The organism is Polaromonas sp. (genome assembly GCF_039932935.1).
Taxonomy (GTDB): Bacteria; Pseudomonadota; Gammaproteobacteria; order Burkholderiales; family Burkholderiaceae_C; genus Polaromonas.
Genome location: NZ_JBDTPB010000001.1, coordinates 1 through 19,557, shown reverse-complemented (window position 1 = coordinate 19,557; position 19,557 = coordinate 1). Strand labels below are relative to the sequence as shown.

17 protein-coding genes and 1 pseudogene are annotated in these 19,557 nt (G+C 63.6%); 6 read left to right on the top strand and 12 right to left on the bottom strand.

Annotation, left to right across the window (positions count from 1 at the left end; genetic code table 11):
* Positions 1 to 111: 111 nt before the first annotated feature.
* The 4 genes from ABI546_RS00090 to ABI546_RS00075 all read left to right on the top strand — a co-directional run bounded on the left by ABI546_RS00090 (position 112) and on the right by ABI546_RS00075 (position 5,809).
* Positions 112 to 2,238: a UvrD-helicase domain-containing protein gene (locus tag ABI546_RS00090; RefSeq protein ID WP_348042852.1), complete on the top strand. Its 2,127-nt coding sequence runs from the start codon at positions 112 to 114 to the stop codon at positions 2,236 to 2,238.
* Positions 2,239 to 2,489: 251 nt separating this feature from the next.
* Positions 2,490 to 2,987 (top strand): hypothetical protein, encoded by a 498-nt coding sequence (locus tag ABI546_RS00085; protein ID WP_348042850.1) that lies wholly within the window; start codon positions 2,490 to 2,492, stop codon positions 2,985 to 2,987.
* Positions 2,988 to 3,010: 23 nt separating this feature from the next.
* Entirely contained in the window at positions 3,011 to 4,267 is a 1,257-nt protein-coding gene (locus ABI546_RS00080; RefSeq protein WP_348042848.1) for a phospholipase A, read from the top strand.
* Positions 4,268 to 4,483: 216 nt separating this feature from the next.
* The gene (locus ABI546_RS00075; protein WP_348042846.1) at positions 4,484 to 5,809 is read left to right on the top strand and encodes a cation:proton antiporter; all 1,326 of its coding nucleotides are present in this window, start codon (positions 4,484 to 4,486) and stop codon (positions 5,807 to 5,809) included.
* A gap of 213 nt (positions 5,810 to 6,022) precedes the next feature.
* Here the strand turns inward: ABI546_RS00075 and ABI546_RS00070 are convergent, their stop codons facing one another.
* The 4 genes from ABI546_RS00070 to ABI546_RS00055 all read right to left on the bottom strand — a co-directional run bounded on the left by ABI546_RS00070 (position 6,023) and on the right by ABI546_RS00055 (position 8,667).
* A complete protein-coding gene (locus ABI546_RS00070; protein WP_348042844.1) occupies positions 6,023 to 6,838 on the bottom strand; it encodes a hypothetical protein in 816 nt (271 codons plus the stop codon).
* Positions 6,839 to 7,091: 253 nt separating this feature from the next.
* Positions 7,092 to 7,661: a GNAT family N-acetyltransferase gene (locus ABI546_RS00065; protein WP_348042842.1), complete on the bottom strand. Its 570-nt coding sequence runs from the start codon at positions 7,659 to 7,661 to the stop codon at positions 7,092 to 7,094.
* A 6-nt stretch (positions 7,662 to 7,667) separates the two neighbouring features.
* Complete coding sequence (locus ABI546_RS00060) at positions 7,668 to 8,240, bottom strand: XRE family transcriptional regulator (RefSeq protein ID WP_348042840.1); 573 nt, start codon at positions 8,238 to 8,240, stop codon at positions 7,668 to 7,670.
* 142 nt (positions 8,241 to 8,382) lie between these two features.
* Positions 8,383 to 8,667, bottom strand: a complete 285-nt coding sequence (locus ABI546_RS00055; protein ID WP_348042838.1) for a DUF4148 domain-containing protein — start codon at positions 8,665 to 8,667, stop codon at positions 8,383 to 8,385.
* 208 nt (positions 8,668 to 8,875) lie between these two features.
* Here ABI546_RS00055 and ABI546_RS00050 point away from each other — a divergent pair, with 208 nt between their 5' ends.
* Positions 8,876 to 9,802: a LysR family transcriptional regulator gene (locus ABI546_RS00050; RefSeq protein ID WP_348042836.1), complete on the top strand. Its 927-nt coding sequence runs from the start codon at positions 8,876 to 8,878 to the stop codon at positions 9,800 to 9,802.
* Positions 9,803 to 10,170: 368 nt separating this feature from the next.
* Positions 10,171 to 10,530, top strand: coding sequence for a DUF4148 domain-containing protein (locus ABI546_RS00045; RefSeq protein ID WP_348042834.1), 360 nt, complete (start codon positions 10,171 to 10,173; stop codon positions 10,528 to 10,530).
* A 111-nt stretch (positions 10,531 to 10,641) separates the two neighbouring features.
* Here ABI546_RS00045 and xylB read toward each other — a convergent pair whose 3' ends face one another.
* The 8 genes and pseudogenes from xylB to ABI546_RS00005 all read right to left on the bottom strand — a co-directional run.
* Complete coding sequence (xylB, locus tag ABI546_RS00040) at positions 10,642 to 12,111, bottom strand: xylulokinase (RefSeq protein WP_348042832.1); 1,470 nt, start codon at positions 12,109 to 12,111, stop codon at positions 10,642 to 10,644.
* 3 nt (positions 12,112 to 12,114) lie between these two features.
* Positions 12,115 to 13,269, bottom strand: a complete 1,155-nt coding sequence (locus ABI546_RS00035) for a Gfo/Idh/MocA family oxidoreductase (RefSeq protein WP_348042830.1) — start codon at positions 13,267 to 13,269, stop codon at positions 12,115 to 12,117.
* A gap of 58 nt (positions 13,270 to 13,327) precedes the next feature.
* Positions 13,328 to 14,353 (bottom strand): sugar phosphate isomerase/epimerase family protein, encoded by a 1,026-nt coding sequence (locus tag ABI546_RS00030; protein ID WP_348042828.1) that lies wholly within the window; start codon positions 14,351 to 14,353, stop codon positions 13,328 to 13,330.
* Between the two features lie 7 nt (positions 14,354 to 14,360).
* Complete coding sequence (locus ABI546_RS00025) at positions 14,361 to 15,323, bottom strand: ABC transporter substrate-binding protein (RefSeq protein ID WP_348042826.1); 963 nt, start codon at positions 15,321 to 15,323, stop codon at positions 14,361 to 14,363.
* A 56-nt stretch (positions 15,324 to 15,379) separates the two neighbouring features.
* Complete coding sequence (locus ABI546_RS00020) at positions 15,380 to 16,393, bottom strand: ABC transporter permease (RefSeq protein ID WP_348042824.1); 1,014 nt, start codon at positions 16,391 to 16,393, stop codon at positions 15,380 to 15,382.
* A complete protein-coding gene (locus ABI546_RS00015; RefSeq protein ID WP_348042822.1) occupies positions 16,374 to 17,861 on the bottom strand; it encodes a sugar ABC transporter ATP-binding protein in 1,488 nt (495 codons plus the stop codon). The genes ABI546_RS00020 and ABI546_RS00015 overlap by 20 nt, the downstream gene beginning before the upstream one ends.
* A gap of 22 nt (positions 17,862 to 17,883) precedes the next feature.
* Complete coding sequence (gene xylA / locus ABI546_RS00010; protein WP_348042820.1) at positions 17,884 to 19,209, bottom strand: xylose isomerase; 1,326 nt, start codon at positions 19,207 to 19,209, stop codon at positions 17,884 to 17,886.
* Between the two features lie 178 nt (positions 19,210 to 19,387).
* Positions 19,388 to 19,557: pseudogene (locus tag ABI546_RS00005) on the bottom strand (SMP-30/gluconolactonase/LRE family protein); the annotation flags it as partial.

Here is a 19,557-nt window from a genome sequence, read left to right as displayed (position 1 = left end):
GCCAGGCTGTCTTGCAAGCCCCAAAGGGGCAGCCGGTATGATTTGCCGTTCACCGGCAGCTTTGACAGGGCTCGCCGCGCGCACTTTTCCCTTTGGAACCGATTCTTTTTCATGACCCACGGCCTGAACCTCGCCCAACAAGAAGCCGTGAACTACCTGCATGGCCCCTGCCTGGTGCTGGCCGGTGCCGGATCGGGCAAGACGCGGGTGATCACGCACAAGATAGGCCGTTTGATCCAGTCGGGGCTCAAGCCCGAACAAATCGCCGCGATCACCTTCACCAACAAGGCCGCCGCCGAGATGCGTGAGCGGGCCAAGACGCTGATCGGCAAAAGCGCCAAGGGCGTGCTGATCTGCACCTTCCATGCGCTGGGCGTGCGCATGCTGCGCCAGGACGGCGCGGCGCTGGGCCTCAAGCCCCAGTTCTCCATCCTCGACAGCGATGACGTGACCAGCATCATCAAGGACGCGGGCGGCAGCACCGATGCGGCCACGGCGCGGCAATGGCAATGGACCATCAGCCTGTGGAAAAACATGGGCCTCAATGCGGCCGAAGCCCTGACACAAGCGAACGGCGACGAGGAACGGGCTATCGCCCGCGTGATGGCGCACTACGAAGAGCGCCTGACGGCCTACCAGAGCGTGGACTTCGACGACCTGGTCGGCCTGCCGCTCAAGCTGCTGCGCGAGCACGAAAGTGTGCGCAGCAAATGGCAGGAGTCGCTGGGCCATGTGCTGGTCGACGAGTACCAGGACACCAACGCCACGCAGTACGAAATGCTCAAGCTGCTGGTGGGCCCGCGCGGCCGCTTCACCGCGGTGGGCGACGACGACCAGTCGATCTACGGCTGGCGCGGCGCGACGCTGGACAACCTGAAGAAACTGCCGCAGGACTATCCCAACCTCAAGGTCGTGAAGCTTGAGCAGAACTACCGCTCCACCAGCGCCATCCTGCGCGCGGCCAACAACGTGATCGGGCCCAATCCCAAGCTTTTTCCCAAGACGCTGTTCAGCGAACTCGGCGAAGGCGAGCCGGTGCGCGTGGTGGACTGCGACAGCGAGGAACACGAGGCCGAGCGCGTGGTGGCGCGCATCCAGAGCCTGCGCGCCGAAGGCAGCCTGCAGGCCGAGGGCGGGCAGTACAAGGAGTGGAAAGACTTTTGCGTGCTGTACCGCGCCAACCACCTGGCCAAGCCTTTCGAGAAAGCCTTTCGCAGGGCCAACATTCCCTACAAGGTCTCAGGCGGACAAAGCTTTTTCGACCGCGCCGAGATCAAGGACCTGTGCTGCTGGATGCGGCTTTTGGTGAACAACAACGACGACCCGGCGTTTATGCGCGCCGTGACCACGCCCAAGCGCGGCATCGGCCACACCACGCTGGGCGCGCTGGGCACCTTTGCCAGCCAGTCCAAACAAAGCCTCTTCGAAGCGCTGTTCAGCAACTCACTGGGATCGGTGCTGCCCGCCAAGGCGGTGGGTTCGCTGCATGAGTTCGGCCGCTACCTGAATGACCTGGAGTACCGCGCGAAGCGCACCGTGGGCGCGGAGGACGCGCGCGTTTTCCTGAACGACTGGCTCAAGGAAATCGATTACGAGAAGCACCTGTACGACGGCGAGGACAGCGAGAAACTGGCCGCCGCGCGCTGGACCAACGTCATGGATTTTTGCGACTGGGTGGCGCAGCGCTGCGGCGGCCAGATCGACGACGCTTCGGGCGCGGTGGTGGCCGCCGAAACCAAGACCATGCTCGAAGTGGTGCAGACGATCGCGCTGCTCTCCACCATCAGCGAACGCGAAGGCGACCAGAACGTGGTGACGCTTTCCACGCTGCATGCCGCCAAGGGCCTGGAGTGGCCGCACGTGGTGCTGGCCGGCGTGAACGAAGGCTTGCTGCCCTTCAAGATGGAAGACGACAACGGCACCAATACGGAAAACATCGCGCTGCGCCTGCAGGAAGAGCGCCGCCTGATGTATGTGGGTATCACACGCGCGCAACGCACGCTGGCAGTGAACTGGCTGCGCAAACGAAAAAAAGGCCGCGACATGATTCCCGGTGCACCCAGCCGCTTCATCGCAGAGATGGCGCTGGACAAGGCCACGGTGAAAGAAGACCCGCGCGAAAAGCTCAAGGCCTTGCGCGCGGAGTTTGCGAAAAAGTCAGCCGATGGGATCGCCGCAGCGGCGGCCGCATCGGAAGCTCATTCACGGCAAACACCGGCGGAACTCGGAAAAATTTGAAGGAGATTTCAGCGCCACGATGACGAATCGTTTCAAGCTGCGGGTTTTTGCCGGTGTTTGCGTGGAGATCAAGGGTATTCGTGAGATAGTGCGCAAGCCCCCCGCGACGCGCGTTGCGAACCGTGCACCGCGCGCCCGCATTCCGTTTCACCCCTGCATCGCAGCCGTTCCTGCTTCATAGGTTGCCTGCGTTGCGACCGTTTGTTTGCCGCCTGTTTGCAATTGCACGGCCCACCGTGTGTCACCTGCCCATGACCTTGTATTTTTTTCGCTCTGCTCTTTTTTTGATAGCTGCCTGCGCATCATGCGTGGGGGCCACAGCCCAAACCAGCCCTGACAACAAATGCCCCAATAGCGCGGAGGTAAAAGCGGAGCAGCTGCACGGGCTGTGGGCCGCGCGCTTTGACCGCCCGCCGGCGGGCTTGCCGGCGCGCGCCACCATGCTGCTGGAGCGGCATGCCGAATTTTCTGAGAGCCTGGCCGGCATCGTAAGCCGCGATCTGGGCACCGCCGCCGGGTCAAAAGCCATTGCCGGGCACGCCGCCCGGGCGGCACTGGCCGGCGACCTGGAGGGCGGTATGTTGCTGCTCGACGAGTCGTCCGACAATGTCAGCATCACGGGAACCTGGAATGGTGAAATGATCGAAGGCTCCTGTGGAAAGGCCTTCAAGGGCACCTGGAAAGACACCAGCAGCAGCGCCCCTGACAATGCCCCTGACGTGCCTTTTACGCTGACCCGGTTGCCCTGACCGCACAACCTCCAGAATCCGCCATGCCACTGATATCCCGCACCCCTTCCGCCGCGCCGTTGCCGTTGCGCGCAGTTTTCCTGAGCCTTCTCAGTCTGTTCGCCACAGCGGGCGCACATGCGCAAGCCACGCCGGCCGCCGCACTGCCCATCTCGGTCAAGCCGGATGCAGCCCTTACCGCAAACCGCCCATCCAGCCTAGGCTGGCAAACCTGCCAGGCTCTGAAAGGCAACCCTGCAGCGCAGCTCAGCTGCTTTCAGCAATGGGCCGACACGCAGACGCCCCCTGCCTCGCCCGGCCCCAGCGTAACAACAGCCCCTGCCAACGACCAAACCGGGCAGCCCGCCACGCCCGTTCTGCTGTTGCCTTCGCTGAACACCGAAGCGCCTGACGGCAAACCCATCGGTTGCAAAAATACCAAATACTCGGAGCTCTCCCGCTTCTGGGAACTGCAGCGCGGCACGGACTGCGACACCTTCTCGCTGCGCGGCTACCGGCCGATCTCGCTGGCGGTTGTCACGTCTGACAGCGTGAACACGCAGCCCTCTTCGCCTTCCGCGGGCCACACCGCGTTGACGTCGCAGCCCTACATGCGCACAGAGAACAAGATCCAGCTGTCGGTGCGCACGAAGATCGCCAAAGGCCTGCTGAAAAATGGCGACAACGACGATGACGACCATGACTCGGTGTGGTTTGGCTACACGCAGCAAAGCTACTGGCAGCTGTTCAACGGCAGCATCTCGCGACCTTTCCGCACCACCGACCACGAGCCCGAGGTCATCTACATCTACCCGCACCAGATTCCTCTGCCGGGCGGCTGGAACTACCGGCTCTCAGGCTTGGGGCTGGTGCACCAGTCCAACGGGCAATCGCTGCCGCTGTCGCGCAGCTGGAACCGCCTCTACCTGATGGGCGCTGCTGAAAAGACCTTGGGCCCGGACTCGGGCCTGATCCTGCAGGGGCGAATCTGGGACCGCATGAAAGAGTCCTCCGGCAATGACGACAACCCAGGCATCGAGAACTACGTGGGCCGCGCCGAAGTCACGGGCAGCTGGCAGATCAACAAGGCGAATACGGTCGGAGTCACGGTGCGCCATTCGCTGCGCAAGGAAGCCCGCGGCTCGGCACGTTTTGACTGGATGATGGCGCCCGCCTCGTCGCCGAACTACACCGGCCTGCGCTACCACGTGCAGCTTTTCAGCGGCTACGGCGACAGCCTGGTGGACTACAACCGAAAGCGCAATGTTCTGAGCATCGGCCTGAGCCTGGTTGACTGGTAGTTTCACAACCGGTGCGCCGGCGACAGGAACTGGATTGCTATATTTTTTATAGCTGCTCGTGCTCGTCCTGATTGGGCTTGAAGGCTTTTTTTGTTTATAGCGTGAAGTGCAGCGCGCACTGCAAGCCGCCGTGGGCAGGCTCTGGCCACGATCCCACTCCCGCGCCCGCCTTGCTTTAAGCTGTGCGGATGCATTTTTTGCCACCCCCGCCGCGCCATGAGTGAACCCACCACCTTCACGTTGGCCTGCATCGTTGCCGGCGCGCTGCTGATCGCGATGACGCTGGGCGGCTCGTTCATCGCGCGCCTGCCGCTGAGCGCTGCCATGCTCTACCTCGGCGTGGGCGTGGCCATCAGCCCCGTCGGGCTGGGGCTGCTCAAGCTGGATGCCCTCAAAAATACGGTGCTGCTGGAGCGCCTCACCGAAGTCGCCGTGTTGATTTCGCTGTTCACCGCCGGCATGAAGCTGGAATTTCGCGTGCGGGACGGCCGTTGGCGTATTCCGGTACAACTCGCAACGGTGTCGATGGTGGTCACCGTCGGCGCCATCACCGCGCTGGGCGTTTATGTGATGAAGCTGCCCGTGGGCGCCGCGTTGCTGCTGGGCGCCATCCTCGCGCCGACCGACCCCGTCCTGGCCTCGGACGTGCAGGTGGCCAACCCGGGTGACCGCGATCGTTTGCGCTTTGGGCTGACCGGTGAAGGCGGGCTGAATGACGGCACCGCTTTTCCGTTTGTGATGCTCGGCCTTGGCCTGTTGGGGCTGCACGAACTCGGCGACGGCGGCTGGCGCTGGTGGGCCGTTGACGTGTTGTGGTCGGTGGCCGGCGGCCTCGCCCTGGGCTGGCTGCTTGGCACCCTGGTGGGCCGGGCCATCCTCTACCTGCGCATGCGCCACCGCGAAGCGCTGGGTTCGGATGAGTTCATCGCCCTGGGCCTGATCGGGCTGACCTACGGCCTGGCGCTGCTTTGCCACACCTACGGTTTTCTGGCGGTGTTTGCCGCGGGGCTGGCGCTGCGGCGTATCGACGAACCGACTGCACGCCCCCTGCCGCAACCACTTCCCAACCCCGACGAAACGCTAAGCCCCGCCGAGCAGGAAGCGTCAGGCGCGCAAGCCCCCGCCCACATGATGCGCGCGGTGCAGCGTTTTAACAGTCAGCTGGAGAGCTTTGTGGAAGTCGCCATTGTGCTGGCCGTGGGGGTGCTGGTGGCGACCACGCGCTTTCGCACGGAGGTGCTCTGGTTCATTCCAGCGCTGTTTCTGGTGATTCGTCCGGTCGCGGTGGTTGTCGGATTGCTGGGAACGCCGGTCAAGGGATCGCAGCGCCGCTTGATGGCCTGGTTCGGTATTCGCGGCATCGGTTCGCTCTACTACCTGCTCTACGCAATCAACCATGACATCCAGCCCGCGCTGGCCCAGCGGCTGCTGTCCATCACGCTCGCGGTGGTTGTCGCGTCAGTCATTGCCCACGGTATTTCGGTCACGCCGCTCATGAAGCGCTATGAGGCGCGAAAGTCCGGCAGGCAGCGCCGGCCCTGACTGAGTCGCTCCGGGCTCATCTGCCGGAGCCGAAATTCCGCACACGGCGTCAGGCGAAACGGCACGCTGCCATTCACTACAGCTGCGATCATGTCTTCTCGCCTCCCGGGACGATTTTAATAAAAAGTTCCTGCAGACCAATCTGGGCCAGCGCAACCAGCTATTGTTTTTGTAGCAGCTCGCTGCACCGCGAGGGTCGCCGTCTTCAGCGGTTCATAATTTTTTCCACAGCACACCATCCGTGGAGCGGTAGGTACCGCCGGTGGCACAGCAGCCTCCCGCACCAAAGGCCATGCGCCCAAGGGTGACGGTGACTGCGCCTTCTTCTGCCTGCAGGCTCTGCCGGTCGCAAACGGTGTAGAACGGATACATGTCCGGCTCCAGCACTTTTTCCCAGGCGTCCTTGCCGGGCAAAGCGCGGTAGACCTTGCAGTCATGCACCGCGAGGCGCGCGGGCGTGCCGCCCAACAAACCATCGAAAACACGCTCCGGCGGCACAGCAGCAAGTGCCTGCTCCTGCTCAGTCAGCGTCGAAACCGGGGTATCGCCGCCGCCTGCAAGTCCAAGCGCAAGTCCGAGACCGAACCCAACCGCAACAGCCAGCAGGATCAGGCCTCGCAACATGTTCCACCCGGGCCCCGCCACAGTCGCAAACGCCTGCCACGCCAGCATGGCCGCAGCAGCGGCCGATAGTGCCGTAAGAGCCCAGATCACCACCTCCGCGACGTCGGTGGCGGGGTTGAGCATCCAGGCAACAACCAGCACGGCCACGTTGACCAACACCAGCACGAGGCAAGCCCATGGCCGCACCGAGGAGAACAAGCCTGCAATCAGCAAGGTCACTGCGCACAGCACCGTCACCGGCAGCAGCACCACGCCGGAAAACAGCAGCTCAAACGCCCCCTGGAGCCAGCCGCCACTGCCCGTCACTTTGCCGAGGACGTACAGGAAAAGCGCCATGCCAAAGCCCGGCAGAGCCAATAGCAGTGCACCGGCAAAAGCGAAGGCGTGGCGCGCGCGAGAAGTCATCGGGGTGCCTCCATGATGAAAGAGCCCGGCAGGAATTGTTTTTTCAGCGTCATGAATTTCATAGTGTAGTTAGGGGCTTGGATTTGCCCATAGTCAGGCTTGGGTTGCTAGACATGGCGGGCCCCTTGGACCCGGCATCCGGCACCTGCCAGCGGATTTTTTGCAAAAACGGCTGCCGCCCAGGTAGAACTTGCGCAAGCAGCTATTCTTTTTATAGCAAGACGGTGCTTCGTTCCCGGGTTGCCGGCGGGCGCTACATCGGGGAATTGGGTAAATCGGGAGAAGTGAGCGCCTTGTACATGATGGTGGTCGAGTCGAGGCGCCCGCCGTCGAACGTGTCGCGGCAGTACCCGGGGATGACGCCCGCGATCAGGTAACCCAGCGACGCATACAGCGGCTCGGCCTTGTCACCGGTGCGCGTGTCCAGCGTGAGCAAGCTGCGGCCACGCTGGCTTGCAAGCCCTTCGAGTTCGGTCATCAGGGTTTTGGCGATGCCCCGGCGGCGAAAGCCGGGGTGCACCATGACTTTGCGCACTTCTGCGCGATGCGGCTGGTTGGCCGGCGTGTTGCAGTCCAGCTGGCCGGCGCCGGCGATGCGGCCGTGCTGCCAGGCCACCACCAGCAGCAAGCCGCCATCACGCACTGCCGGCAACACCTTGCCCTGCCAGAAAGCCTGGCAGTCGTCCATGGCGCACGGCAGCACAAAGCCGATGCTGGCCCCGGCGTGAACACAGTCGTGCAGCAGCGCACTGAGTTCATGGAGATGGCTCGCGATATCGCCGGCCGAGAAAATTGAAAGAGTGCAGGTGGGTTCGTCGGCCATGGTGCCTCACACCACAAAAAGAACGTAGCGCGCCGGGCTGGTCTCAGGCGTGGCGAACACGCTGGGACCGAACAGCTGGTAGCGCAGGCAATCACCGGGCTGCAAGGTGTGGGTTTGCCCGTCGACGGTGATGTCCAGCTGGCCTTCGACCAGGATCAGATGATGCTCCAGGCCCGGCCGGGGCGGATGCTCATAGCGGATGTGCGTGCCGGGTTCGAGCTCGCATTCGAGGGCTTCACCTGCCAGCGTCTGGGCCGGTGGCGACACCGACCGCCGCCGGAAGCCGGTTTCCGGATCGGTCCAGACGACCTGTGCGCTTCGGTGAACCAGCGGCACAAAGCCGTCTTCCACCATGCGGATAAGGCGCGACATGGTCAAGCCATAGACAGGACATAACTTGCCCAGCACACTGGCAGTCGGGCTCACTTCAGCGTTCTCAAGCCGCGACAGCGTGGCGCGGCTGACCGTGCTCCGCCGGGCCAGCTCGTCCAGGGACCAGCCGTGCTCGGCACGCAAATCTTTCAGTCGCTGGGCAATGCGCTGGTCAAAACGGTTGTCTGTGGTTTCGTCTTTTTCCATATATGGGAATTTATCCCATTAATGAGAACACGGCAACAACACGATGTTTATCCCGTACGCACCAATGCAATCGCCCCGGCAACCCTTTCAGGTCGCCGGGGCGATTGCATCGAAACCGGCCGGGGCCGGCGCTTTTTCAAGCTTATTGCTGGCTGGTCTTCACGGCTTCAGCTGCAGCCTGGGGTGCGGTGCCGGTCTTTTCAGCACGGGGAGCGCTCAGGTTTTGCTGGGCGGTGGCACCGTTGTAGCTCGAAGCAGAGGTGGCATTTTGGGCCTGCACAACTTCGCTTTTGACTTCAGCGCGGGTTTTGGTGGCTGGCGCCTGCATCTGGTCAAACAGGTAAGAGTTGAAGGTTTCGGCAGAAGCAGCGACAGAAGTCAGGGCAGCAACGGCAACAACGGTAGCGGCGATAAAGTTCGATTTCATGATGAATATCCTCTCAAAGTTAAGTGACGTTCCGGGCATGGCGGGCTCATCTTTTCCCGTCTGTCCAGCCTCGGTGAGTCGCCTTGTAGTGGGCTTCGGCTCATCGATGTATGAACTTTATTCCATTCAAATCAATCAAAAAATAGCAGTTTCAACAATGCATTACTGTTAAATTAGCAACAATATCTGGGATATATAGGGGTAAACCATGGACCGGCTTCAATCAATGCGCGTTTTTCAGCAGGTGGTGGACGATGGCAGTTTTGCCGCAGCAGCGCGCAAATTCGACATGTCGGCCGCAGTGGTGACCCGGCTTGTGGGCGACCTGGAAGACCATCTCGGCGTTCGGTTGCTGCAACGCACCACCCGCCGCCTGGCCCTGACGGATGCAGGCGAAACCTATCTGTCACGCGTACGGCACATCCTGAGCGACATCGACGAAGCCCACGCCGCCGCCCAAGCCCATGCGCAGGAAATGTCCGGCACCATCCGCATCATGACGCCGCCGGTCTTTGCCGTGCATGTTCTGGCGCCATTGGTCGCCGAGTTCGGACGGCGCTATCCCAAGGTCGTGCTAGACATCCACGTTGACTCGCCGCTGGTGCCGCCCGTGGAAGACTACGACCTCACTTTGCTAGGCGCTGCCGACACTTTCGACGCCAACATCATTGCGCGGCCGATTGCGTCGTCCGACGGCATTCTCTGCGCTTCGCCCGATTACCTGCGCCGCAACGGCACGCCGGCGCAACCTGAAGACCTCCCTCAACACCACTGCCTGCGCGTAAAACAAACTGCCAACCGGCACCGGGTCTGGCGGCTGACCAACCCCAAGGAGGACAAGCGGGTCGTCGAAGTGCAGATCGAGCCCAGCATGCTGGTGAACCACTCGGACACACTGATACGCGCCTGCGTGGAGGGCGCGGGCATCATGAGCCAGTCGATCGACCTGGTGGGCAAGCAGCTGGGCAGCGGTGCGTTGCAGCGCATCCTCTCCCCCTGGATCACCGGCACCAATACCTTGTATGCGGCATTGCCCAGCCGCAAATTCATTCCCGTGCGCACCAGCGTGTTCCTTGAGTTCATGACCGAGTACACGCGCCAGGTTGTCAAAAAAATGGAACCGCGGCAGGACTGAGCCAGCAGCCGGTACACGGCAAAAACAAACCGGGCTACCGGTGGAAGAACGGCCCGGCATCCTCATATACCCACGGCAACCGTTGCCCGTTGCGCATGCCCTGGCACTTTGCATTCGCCAGACACACAAGGCGATCAGGAAAATCAGGGCGAAACTTTTTGCACGAAAAAAAGTTCCAGGACTTCGCGCCTTTATTGTTCAGGTTTCGACAATTGAATGTTCCGGCAATACGCACTTGTGTATCTGCGCGGCGGAACAAGGTTTGGTACATCGGTGAGCTACCTGTTCAAAGCGACTCAGCGATGAAGGCCTCACGGGCCGAATGCCCGTCCCGCCTGTTTTCTCAATTGTTCTTAAAGGAAATCACCATGAAATCGACCCAACTTGTTTCCGCATCCGTTCTTGCCCTCGCCGCGCTCGCCTCCGCCAGCAGCTTTGCCCAGGACAGCAACTACCCCGGCAATGAAGTCAGCGCCACCAGCACCTTGAGCCGCGCCGATGTTCGCGCAGAGTTGCTGCAGTCACCGCGCGCCTCGTACCAGGTCAATGGCGACAGCAACTACCCCGCAACCAATGCAGCACCCGTTGCAGGCACCAAGAGCCGTGCCGAAGTCCGCGCCGAACTTGAGCAGGCACAGCACGAAGGCTACAAGCTGAGCATTGATAACACCTATCCCGCCAACACGAACGTGCCCGGGGCAATCAGCAGGATTCACTCCGCAGGTTAAGCAAGGCAAGCGCCCCACTTTTAGCTACCCCGCTTGAATCCAGCTCCACCCTGAGTGGCGGCTCGGGTTATGCAGCCGCCCATGCAGACGCACGGGTGGCGGTTTCACTTTCTATGGCTGAAAGTGGGGCACCAAGCTGTCATATACCGCTGCCAGCCGCGCCGCGCGGTTCTGCATGCGGCTGCGCTCGGCCGTTCGCGCCTCGAATGCGTCAATCACCTCCGGTGCGCGAAATATTTCCGCCGCCTCACCCGGATCGCAGGCCAGCCAGGCCAGCCGAGCCGCACCCAGCGAAGGGCCGACCTCGGCATCCGCATGCCGGACCACTTGCAGGCCTGTGGCGTCGGCCAGCATTTGCGCCCAATAGGCATTGCGTGAACCGCCGCCGATCAGGCTGACGCGCGCCAGGCCAGGCTGAACCGACTGCAGCGCAGCGATCCCCTGCGCCATGCCCAGGCACACGCCCTCGAGCGTGGCGTTCACGATGTCTTCGCGCTGCGTGCCTGCGTGCATGCCGAAGAACACGGCTTTGGCATGTGGGTTGTTGTGCGGTGTGCGTTCGCCGTTCAGATAGGGCAGGAACAGTGGCGTGTCTTCGCGCAGGCCACGTTGCTCGGCCTGCGCAAGCAGCGCGGCCACGTCGCGCTCGCCAAGCAACCCCGCGGTAAATTCCAGGCAAGAGGCCGCCGAGAGCATCACCGACATCAGATGCCAGGACTGCGGCAACGCATGGCAGAAGCTGTGCACAGCCTGCTGCGGATTGGCGACGAAAGAGCCGGTGGCCACAAACACCACGCCGGAGGTTCCAAGGGACAGCATCGCGTCGCCCGGGTTCACCACACCGGCGCCCAGGGCGCCAGCCGCGTTGTCGCTGGCGCCGGCAACCACCGGCACTTCGCGCAAGCCCCACTGCTGCGCTACCTCGGGCAGCAAGGTGCCGGTAACCTCCGGGCCCTCGTGCAAGCTGGGCATATGCGCAACAGACAGGCCGCAGGCAGCCAGGAGCTCATGGCTCCATTCGCGCCTTCCCACATCCAGCCACAGCGTGCCGGATGCGTCGGACAGGTCGGTCGCGTAATCACCCGTCAGGCGCCAGCGCAGCCAGTCTTTGGGCAACAGCACACACCGGACCCGCTCGAATACGCCGGGCTCGTGCCTGGCCACCCAAAGCAGCTTGGGCGCCGTGAAGCCCGGCATCATCAGGTTGCCGGTGATCTGCCGCGATTGCGGCACCGCTCGCTCCAGGTCCGCGCATTCCGCCGCAGCCCGGCCGTCATTCCAGAGAATGGCCGGCCGCAGGACCTCATCGCGCCCATCCAGCAGGGTGGCGCCGTGCATCTGGCCGGTCAGGCCGATGGCCACAATTTCACCGCTGGTGCGGCCGCCGCGCCGCAGTTCCTGCAACGCAGAGCCCACGGCGGCATCGCACGCCCGCCACCATTCGGCGGGATGCTGCTCGCGCCACAAAGGCTGGGGCGCATCCACCGACAGCGGCGCGGAGCCGCTGGCCACCAGGCGGTGGCCACGGTCCAGCACCACCGCTTTGACACTGGACGTGCCGAGATCGATGCCCATGAACATCGGTCAGCCCTCGAGCGGCGTCCACTTGGCCGTGCTGACCGCGGACTGCACTACCTTCTCGATGAACCGCACGCCGCGGGCGCCGTCTTCGAGGCGGGGATAGTCGGCGTCCAGCGGATCCGGCGCGGTGCCGGCCTGCAGCGCGCGGATGTGCGCGGCCACCCCAAGGTAAACGTTGGCGAAGGCCTCAATGAAGGCCTCGGGATGCCCCGTGGGCAGGCGTGTCGCGCGGCGAGCGGCCTCCCCAAGCCACGGCGAGCCCCGCGTCAACACGCGGGCCGGGCCATCGATGGGGGCGTGCAACAGCCGGTTGGGCTCCTCCTGGTGCCAAGCCAGCGTGCCGGTGGTGCCGAACACGCGCAGCCGCAAGTCGTTCTCGCAGCCCACTTCGATCTGGGACGCGATCAGCACGCCCCTGGCGCCGTTCTTGAATCGCAGCAGGACATTGCCATCGTCGTCAAGGCGCCGACCCGGGACAAAGATGGTGAGGTCTGCGCAGATGCTTTCAAGCTCAAGACCCGTCACCGTCGCCACGAGGTTCTCCGCATGCGAGCCGATGTCGCCCATAGCGCCGGCCACACCGCTGCGCGCCGGATCGGTCCGCCAGTCGGCCTGCTTCTGCCCGCTTGCCTCCAGGTGGGTGGCAAGCCAGCCCTGGTTGTATTCAACGATGACCTTGCGCACCACGCCGATCGCGCCGCGCGCAACCATGTCACGCGCCTCGCGCACCATGGGATAGCCCGTGTAGTTGTACGTCACGCCGAAGACGGAGCCGCTGCGCTTGACGATCCGCATGAGCTCGGCTGCCTCCTCGCTGGAGTGGACCAGTGGCTTGTCGCACACCACAGGAATGCCCGCCTCGGCGAATGCGCGGGCGACCGGAAAATGCACGTGGTTGGGCGTGACGATGGAGACGAAATCGATGCGCTCGTCCGCACTGCGGCGCAGTTCGCCTTCCAGCAGGTCCTCCCACCGGCCATGGTTGCGGTCGTCCCGCAGGCCAAGATCGCGGCCGGACGCGCGCGCGCGCTCGGCATCGGACGAGAGGGCGCCCGCCACAAGCTCCATCTGCCCGTCCAGCGCCATGGCCTTGCGGTGCACGGCGCCGATGAAAGCGCCCTGCCCCCCGCCCACCATTGCATAGCGCAGCTTTCTCATGGGACGTCCTTCGTGCTGCGCACTTTGATATTTGCCTTGGGAACGGTCCGGCGACTCATCATGATCCGGCCATCCCACCTTGTTTGGCCTTGTCGAATACTGCGTCGAACGCGCCCACCGCTGGCTTGAAGTCCAGCCGCTTGCTGTAGGCAGCGCTCTCGGTGGCCCCGTGTACCCGGTCCATGCGGCTGTCTTCCCACTCGACGCTCAAGGGCCCTTTGTAGCCCACATCGTTGAGTGCGACGATGATGGACTCGAAATCGATAAGCCCTCGTCCCACGCTCCGAAAATCCCAGTAGCGGCGCGCATCGCCAAAGCTGGTATGCCCGCCGAAGACCCCCGCGGTGCCGTCACCCCGGCCCCACCACACGTCTTTCATGTGCACGTGGTAGATGCGGTCGCTGAAGGTCCGGATGAACTTGACGTAGTCCACGCCCTGGTAGCCCAGGTGGCTGGGATCGAAGTTGAAGCCGAAGCGCCTGTGCCCGCCCACCGCCGCGACGGCCCGTTGCGCCGAGGCGGTGTCGAAAGCGATCTCCGTCGGATGCACTTCCAGGCCGAAGTTCACGTCGTGCTCGTCGAACACGTCAAGGATGGGTTTCCACCGCTGGGCGAAATCGGCAAAGCCTTTGTCCCAATACGCCTGCGAGGTGGGCGGGAACGCGTAGAGCGAATGCCAGATGGACGAGCCGGTAAAGCCCGTGACCACCTTCACGCCAAGCCTGGCGGCCGCCCGCGCGGTGTCCTGCATCTCCCGCGCGGCCCGCTGGCGTACCCCTTCCGGCTCGCCGTCGCCCCAGACGTGCGCCGGAAGAATCGCCTTGTGGCGCTCATCAATGAGGTCGCAGACCGCCTGCCCCACAAGGTGGCTGCCAATGGCATGACAGCGCAACCCATGCTGCTCCAGCAGGTCGCGCCGGTCCTGCACATAGCGCTCGTTCGCCAGGGCCTCCTGCACATCGAAATGGTCGCCCCAGCATGCCAGCTCCAGGCCGTCATAGCCCATGCTGCGTGCCAGCGGCGCCAGCTCCTTGAGCGGCAGGTCCGCCCATTGCCCGGTAAAAAGCGTGACTGGTCTTGCCATGGTTGCCTCAGAACGGCGAATCGGGGAAGTAGTACTGCTTGGCATTGTCCTTGGTCACCAACACCGAGGGAATGATGGTGGTGGCCTGGAGCTTCTCACCCTTCACCCGCGCGGCGGCCGTGAGCTTCATCGCGTCGGCGATCATGGCCGGCGAATAGGTGACATCGGCCGTGACGACCTTATCGCCATCCATGACTTTCTTGATGTAGTCCTTGGAACCGGCGCCGCCCAGCACGAGCTTGACGTCGCCTCGCTTCGCCTGCGCGATGGCCTTTTGCACGCCGACGGCCATGTCGTCGTCGGACGCCCAGACCGCGTCGATCTGCTTGAAGCGGGTCAGGTAGTCCTGCATCACCTTGAACGCGTCGTCGCGGTTCCAGTTGCCGTGCTTGGCATCCAGGATTTTGATGTCGGGATAGCTCTTCATCACCGCCGTGAACGCATCCACGCGCTGGTTGTCGATGACGGTGGGAATGCCGCGCAGCACGACAACGTTACCCTTGCCGCCCAGGGCTTTTGCCATGTATTCGGCCGATACCTTGCCGAAGCCGGGGTTGTCTCCCGCGACGTAGGCGTCCTGCGCATTCACATCCGTCAGGCCGCGGTCAACGACCGTGACGTACACGCCCTTGCTCTTGACCTGCGCGACAGGCTGCGTGAGCGGCGCCGACTCAAAGGGCAGGATCACCAGGGTGTCGATCTTGTTGGCCGTGTGCAGGTCCTGCACCTGGTTCGCCTGCTCTGATGCCGACCCGGCCGTCTTGATCGTGACCTTCAGGCCCGGGTACTGCTTTTCCAGCTCCGACTTGGTCCGGTTGGCCCAGTACACGACCCCGCCTGTCCAGCCGTGCGTGGCGGCCGGTATCGAAACACCCATGTGGGGCTTGCCCTGCGCAAGAGCGGAGGGTGCCGCACCCAGCGCCGCGAGAGCGGTGGCCCCGGCGGCCATCAGATTTATCAGTGATTTCATGGTTTGTCTCCTTGATGTTGTGAAAAACGGCAGCTTGGCCACCTGTGGGGAACCGGTTACTTTCGCCCGCGCTGGAAGAACGCGACGGCGATGATCACGAAGCCCTGCACCGCCGCGTTCAGGTACACGCTGATGATGCTGGTCAGATTGAGAATGTTGCCGATCACCGAGAGCAGCACGGCGCCGATCACCGTGCCGGTAATGCCGCCGGCGCCGCCACGCAAGGCAGTGCCGCCGACGATGACTGCTGCGATGGCTTCCAGCTCCCACAGCAGCCCGGTGCTCGGCGAGGCCGACCCCAGGCGCGGCACATAGAGCACGGTGGCGATGCCCACGCATATTCCCAGCAGCATGTATGTGAGCACCTTGACCCGGTCCACCTCGACGGCCGCGTAGCGCGCAACCTGTTCGTTCGAGCCGATGGCCTGGACATACCGGCCGAAGGCCGTGCGGTTGAGAACAAGGCCGCCCAGCAACGCGACCGCGGCGAACACCCACACCGGCACCGGCACGCCGAGCCAGCTGCCGTAGTACACAGGGCTGTAGACATCGACCAGCGCGCTATCGAGCGTGATGGCGCCGCCGTTGGAGAAGTAGGTCAGGTACGCGCGAAAGATACCCAGTGTTCCGAGCGTCACAATGAAAGGCTCGATCCGTCCCTTGGTGATGAGCAGCCCGTGGCCCAACCCGAACAGTGCGCCAAGCACGACGGCGAAGCCCATGCCCGCCACCACCGCCGCCGCGGGGTTCCAGCCGGCGCCTGCTGCGGCGTTCATCAGCAGGATCGTGCTGCCTGCAATCAGCGCGGCCATGGATCCCACCGAGAGGTCGATGCCACCGGAGATGATGACGAAGCACATGCCTACCGCAATGATCCCGATGAAAGCGGTGCGGGTGAGCACGTTCATCGCGTTGTCGAGGCTGGCAAAGTTCTCGTTAAGCATCGCACCCACGATGCACACAAGCACCAACCCGGCAATCGGCCCGGCACCCGCAAAGGAGGGCCATTTGCGCAGGACCGGCCTCGCGGCGGGTATCTGGGCGGCGGTATCAGTGGGTTCCAGTTGCATGGGCAATCAACAGTTCTTCTGAAAGGTGGTCGTGGGGGAGCTCCGCAACGAGCCTGCCTTGCCGCATCACGAGGACGCGGTGGCACAGCCCTATCAGCTCGAGCAATTCGGAGGACACGACGATGATCCCGCGCCCTTCGCTGGCCAGCCGCTGGATCAGGAAATAGATGTCGCGCTTGGCGCCAACGTCGACGCCTCGCGTCGGCTCGTCCAGCACAAGGACTTGGGGATCCGGCTGCAGCACCCGCGCGAGCGCCAGCTTCTGCTGGTTGCCGCCGGACAGAGCAGACGTCGGCACATCGGTGCGTTGCGTGCGGATGCCGAATGCCGCGGTCGCCGCCGCAAGAGCGGCGCGCTCCCGCTGCGGATCGAGCAGCGGCTTCGTATAACGCTCCAGCGCCATCAGCGTGAGGTTCTGTGCCAGCCCCATGCGCAGGTGCAGTCCACGCGTCTTGCGGTCCTCGCTGAGGTAGGTGAGGCCCAGCCGCGCGGCCGAACGCGGATTGCGCCGCGTCCAGGCTTTGCCCGCAACCTGCACTGATCGCACGCTGGAAGGGCGCAAGCCCAAAAGCCCCTCGAACAACTCGGTACGGCCGGCCCCGACCAGCCCCGCGAAGCCGAGGATCTCCCCGGCGCGCACGTGGAAGCTTGAATCATGGCACCACCCGGGGACGGCCAGTCCTTCCACATTCAGCAGCACGGGCGCATCGGCCGCCACGGCAAGCCTGTGCGGGTAAAGATCGGCGAGTTCGCGTCCCACCATCAGGCTGGCCATCTGCTGGCGCGTCACGCTCCCGGTCGATCGGCGAGCCACGAAGCGGCCGTCGCGCATAACAACCACTTCGTCGGTGATGCGCTCAACCTCATCGAGCTTGTGCGAAATATAGACAATGGTGGAGCCTGCCGCCTTCAGCTGGCCGATGAGGGTAAACAGGCGCTCTGTCTCGGACGGCGTCAATGTCGCGGTGGGCTCGTCCATCACCAGCACGCGTGCGTGCCGGCTGAGCGCACGCGCGATCTCCACCAGTTGCTTCTCCGCCACGATGAGGTCGCCCACGCGGCGCGCAGGGCTGCAGTTCAAGCCGACCTGGCGCAATGCCGCGGCGGCCTCTCTGGCCATTAATTCTTCGTCCAGCAGCCCGTAGCGCTTGCGCTCGTGGCCAAGGAAGATGTTCTGCGCAATGGTCAGGTCGTCCGCCAGATTGAATTCCTGATGGATCATCACCACACCGGCGGTTTCGGCCTCGCGCGGCCCTTTGAAGCGCACGGCATGCCCGCCCAACTCCACCACGCCTTCGCTGGCCGCCTCGTAGCCGGCCAGAATTTTCATCAGCGTCGACTTGCCGGCTCCGTTCTCCCCAAGCACACCGTACACCCGGCCAGGCGCGAGTTCGAAGCTGACGCCGTGCAGAACCTGCACGGGGCCAAAGCTCTTGCTCACGTCCTTGAAGCCGACCGTCAAGCTCACAAATTGCTCCTGCCTTCGGTCTTCAGGCCGCGCCGGCGAAGATCGCGGCATTAACCCGGTTCTCCAGCCACTCCTGGCGGCCGCTGGCCGGCGTGGGCCGAAAGTCATTGACGAACGCATGTTCGGCAAGCTGGCTGAGGTTCATGTCGCCCGCGAGGATGCGCCGCCCCAACTCGCCGTCCCAGTTCGCGTAGCGCTGCTGGACGAATTTCTCGAGCTCGCGGGACTCAATCAATCGCGCAGCGCTTTTGAGCGCCAACGCCAGCGCATCGATCGCACCCACGTGGCCGTGCAGAATGTCGACCGGATCCATGCTTTGGCGCCGCACCTTCGCGTCGAAGTTGAAGCCGCCGCTGCCGATTCCGCCGGCGCGCAGGATTTCGTACATCGCCAGCGTGAGGTCTTCCACGCTGTTGGGGAATTGGTCGGTGTCCCAGCCGTTTTGCGGATCGCCGCGGTTGGCGTCGACGCTGCCGAAGATGCCCAGCGAGGCGGCCGTGGCGAGCTCATGCTGGAAGCTGTGGCCTGCCAGCGTGGCGTGATTGGCCTCGATGTTCAGCTTGATCTCGTGCTCAAGGCCAAAGTCCTTGAGGAAACCGTAGACCGTGGCGCTGTCGTAGTCGTACTGGTGCTTGGTCGGCTCAAGCGGCTTGGGCTCAATCAGCAGCTGGCCCTGAAAGCCGATCTTGTGCTTTTGCTCCACCACCATCTGCATGAAACGGCCGAGCTGGCGCCGCTCGCGGCGCAGGTCGGTGTTGAGCAGTGTGTCGTAGCCTTCCCGTCCGCCCCACATCACGTAATTGGCGCCGCCCAGGCGGTGTGTGGCATTGAGCGCGCTGAAGACCTGCGTCGCGGCGTAGGCAAAGACTTCGGGGTCGGGGTTGCTCGCGGCCCCGGCGGCGTAGCGCGGATGGCTGAAGAGGTTGGCCGTTCCCCACAGCAGCGCGATGCCGGTCTCCTGCTGCTTCTGCGCCAGCACGTCCACCATGGCCGACAGGTTGCTGCGGTAATCCGCCAGACTTGCGCCCTCCGGCGCCACGTCGGTGTCATGAAAGGTGTAGAAGGGAACGCCCAGCCGCGAGATCAGGCTGAACGCGGCGTCGGCCTTCCTGCGCGCCAGCGTCAGCTCGTCGCCGGGCACATGCCAGGGCCGCGCGAAGGTCGGCTGCCCGAACACGTCGCTGCCGGGCCACACAAAAGTGTGCCAATAGCAGACGGCCAGCCGCAGGTGCTGCTCCAGCGTCTTGCCCATCACACGTTCCTTGGCGTCGTAATGGCGGTACGCCAGCGGATTCGTGGACTGCGGGCCCTCATAGCGGACCTGGGGAAGGGATTCGAAGGAAGTCATGTCTGTATCGGAGTAAGCAAAACCCGATGCTAGGGGGTGTTTCGCCGCACCAGCTTGCGAATTTGGCGAGGGCGGGTTGTGATATTTCTTTCTGCATCGCAGCAATCGGCGCGGTGCGCCAGGATCGGTGTCGGCATGGCCAGCAGCTCGACCAAAAAAAAGCGGCTCCGCCGTCCCGCTAGCTGGCCTGCAGCGCGTGGGCTCCGGCACCGGAGGTTGCGAGATAACAGGAATACAGCGAGGTTGTGGCGGTAATGAATAGCCGGTTGCCTCTGGGACCGCCAAACTCGAGATTGGCCACCGGCTCCGGAATGAGTATCTTGCCAAGCAGTTCGCCTTGCGGCGTGA

Coding starts and splice junctions, on each gene's coding strand:
- ABI546_RS00020 (WP_348042824.1), bottom strand. CDS start 16,393: ATGCAACTGGAACCCACTGATACCGCCGCCCAGATACCCGCCGCGAGG.
- ABI546_RS00030 (WP_348042828.1), bottom strand. CDS start 14,353: ATGGCAAGACCAGTCACGCTTTTTACCGGGCAATGGGCGGACCTGCCG.
- xylB (WP_348042832.1), bottom strand. CDS start 12,111: ATGTTCATGGGCATCGATCTCGGCACGTCCAGTGTCAAAGCGGTGGTG.
- ABI546_RS00055 (WP_348042838.1), bottom strand. CDS start 8,667: ATGAAATCGAACTTTATCGCCGCTACCGTTGTTGCCGTTGCTGCCCTG.
- ABI546_RS00075 (WP_348042846.1), top strand. CDS start 4,484: ATGAGTGAACCCACCACCTTCACGTTGGCCTGCATCGTTGCCGGCGCG.
- ABI546_RS00050 (WP_348042836.1), top strand. CDS start 8,876: ATGGACCGGCTTCAATCAATGCGCGTTTTTCAGCAGGTGGTGGACGAT.
- ABI546_RS00080 (WP_348042848.1), top strand. CDS start 3,011: ATGCCACTGATATCCCGCACCCCTTCCGCCGCGCCGTTGCCGTTGCGC.
- ABI546_RS00070 (WP_348042844.1), bottom strand. CDS start 6,838: ATGACTTCTCGCGCGCGCCACGCCTTCGCTTTTGCCGGTGCACTGCTA.
- ABI546_RS00085 (WP_348042850.1), top strand. CDS start 2,490: ATGACCTTGTATTTTTTTCGCTCTGCTCTTTTTTTGATAGCTGCCTGC.
- xylA (WP_348042820.1), bottom strand. CDS start 19,209: ATGACTTCCTTCGAATCCCTTCCCCAGGTCCGCTATGAGGGCCCGCAG.
- ABI546_RS00090 (WP_348042852.1), top strand. CDS start 112: ATGACCCACGGCCTGAACCTCGCCCAACAAGAAGCCGTGAACTACCTG.
- ABI546_RS00065 (WP_348042842.1), bottom strand. CDS start 7,661: ATGGCCGACGAACCCACCTGCACTCTTTCAATTTTCTCGGCCGGCGAT.
- ABI546_RS00025 (WP_348042826.1), bottom strand. CDS start 15,323: ATGAAATCACTGATAAATCTGATGGCCGCCGGGGCCACCGCTCTCGCG.
- ABI546_RS00060 (WP_348042840.1), bottom strand. CDS start 8,240: ATGGAAAAAGACGAAACCACAGACAACCGTTTTGACCAGCGCATTGCC.
- ABI546_RS00045 (WP_348042834.1), top strand. CDS start 10,171: ATGAAATCGACCCAACTTGTTTCCGCATCCGTTCTTGCCCTCGCCGCG.
- ABI546_RS00035 (WP_348042830.1), bottom strand. CDS start 13,269: ATGAGAAAGCTGCGCTATGCAATGGTGGGCGGGGGGCAGGGCGCTTTC.